Annotated in this window: 2 protein-coding genes; both read left to right on the top strand. The window is 46.8% G+C overall.

All coding sequences use genetic code 11. From position 1 onward, the window contains the following. Positions 1-1060 (top strand): tetratricopeptide repeat protein (locus AS151_RS19195; RefSeq protein ID WP_071518691.1); only part of this gene is annotated, 1060 nt, incomplete at its 5' end. Between the two features lie 140 nt (positions 1061-1200). Then, the coding region (locus AS151_RS19190) for a tetratricopeptide repeat protein (protein ID WP_170861457.1) at positions 1201-1980 on the top strand (780 nt) is incomplete at its 3' end.

Raw genomic sequence — 1980 nt, 5'->3', positions numbered from 1 at the left:
CCTATGGGATCAAGAAAAGCTAGAAGAAGCTATAGAGAAATACCAGAAAGCTCTACAACTCAATCCTGAGTTTTTCTATGCTTATAACGGCTGGGGAAGTGTCCTCTTAGACCAAGGAAAGCTAGAAGAAGCGATCGCAAACTACCGCCAAGCTCTCCAAATCAACCCCGACTTTGCCGTGGCTTACAACAATCTGGGCTATGCTTTACAGCAACAAGGAAAGTTACAGGAAGCGATCGAAAAATACAAACGTGCCCTTGAAATCGATCCGAACTATACCACAGCCCAAAACAACTTGGACGAAGCACAACGACTCCTAGCCCAACGAAGAGATTCCCGAGATCCTATTATCGACGATACCCAGTACGTACCCAGTTCCGACCAAGAACCCCTCGTTGATGTTTTGCGTTCTACGGCCAAGATTTTGGCTCAAATTCCCCAGGGAAATTCCATCGCTACCGGTTGGGTTATCAAACGAGAAGGAGATACAGCCTGGCTGATTACCAATCGCCACGTACTTACTGGAGACAAGACTTCCCGCCTTAGCGATAAAATTGAGGTAGAATTTTTCAGCGAACTACCGGAACACCGCCGTCCTCGCTACCCAGCCACCATTGTCAAAGCTAGCGAGGCCAATTCCGACCTAGACTTAGCTGTTTTGAAAGTCACGGACATTCCCGAAGATATCCAACCTTTGGACATCCAAACAGGTCGCGTGGCTCGTCTCACGGATGTTGTGATTGTCGGACATCCTTATAATGTTGAGGGCGCTTGGAATGTAGTTAGCGGTGAAGTTACCAATTACAGTCCTAACAATCCCATGCTTACCGTTGATGCCACCCTAGCACAGGGAAATTCTGGCGGTCCTATTGTCACCAGCGACGGCGAACAAGTCATTGGCTTGATGGCACAGATTCGCGATACGACGACTGTAGCTACCAATCCAGACGAGCCTTCGCCATCTTTAGGTCCCACGGTAGCAACTGGCGGTGTGGGTTTGGCCTATCGCATCGAGCTTGTATGGAACCAGCTACAAGAATGGGGCATTTTGCAGGAATGATGTTTTGCGTCTAGTTGGTCTTGCTCGGAATTTTGCCGTTACCAACAGTGCGACTGAGGTATTCTAGGAAAAGAGATGAGTTCCAATAGGATTCAAAGTATATGTTTCGTTGGTCTATCCCTTGGATTGTAGGTGTTTGTTTGGTAGCTGCTTCGCCGGTAGCAGTGGTAGCGCAGAGCGTTGACGAACTCCACGGGCAAGGAAACTTGGCGCAAGATGCTGGGAACTACGAAGAAGCAGCAAAAATTTTCCGGGAAATTATTAAACGGGCACCCGATGACTACGAAGCATATTTTGAACTAGGGGAAACACTGCAACAACAAGGAAAGCTAGAGGAAGCTGCAGAAAACTACCAACAATCTGTTCAAATTAAGCCTGAGTATGCTCTTGCTCATAGAAAGCTGGGTGATGTGCTGCGAGAGCAAGGAAAACTAGAGAAAGCTATTGAAAGCTATCGCCAAGCTGTTCGACACGACTCTGATTACGCTCTTGCTTACAGAAATTTAGGCTATGTCCTCGAACAGCAAGATAAATTGGAAGAGGCTATAGAAAACTACCGGCAAGCGATCGAACTTAACCCTGAGTATATCCTTGCTTACAAGAACTTAGGTTATGCACGCGAACAGCAGAGCAAATGGGAAGAGGCTAGAGAAAGTTACCAGCAAGCGATCGAGCTTGACCCTGATGATGCCTGGACTTATAACAGGTTAGGAGATGTGCTAGAAAAGCAAGGAGATTTAGACGAAGCTATAGAAAACTACCGGCAAGCGATCGAGCTTGACCCTGAGTATACTCTTGCTTATAAAAATTTAGGTTATGCCCTCGAACAGCAAGACAAATGGGAAGAAGCTATAGAAAACTACCGGCAAGCGATCGAGCTTGACCCTGATGATGCTTGGACTTATAACGAATTAGGAGAT

It is taken from the genome of Geitlerinema sp. PCC 9228, from assembly GCF_001870905.1.
Taxonomy (GTDB): domain Bacteria; phylum Cyanobacteriota; class Cyanobacteriia; order Cyanobacteriales; family PCC-9228; genus PCC-9228.
Note: the sequence above shows the minus strand (reverse complement) of the source record. Positions and strands in the feature narration are given on the sequence as shown.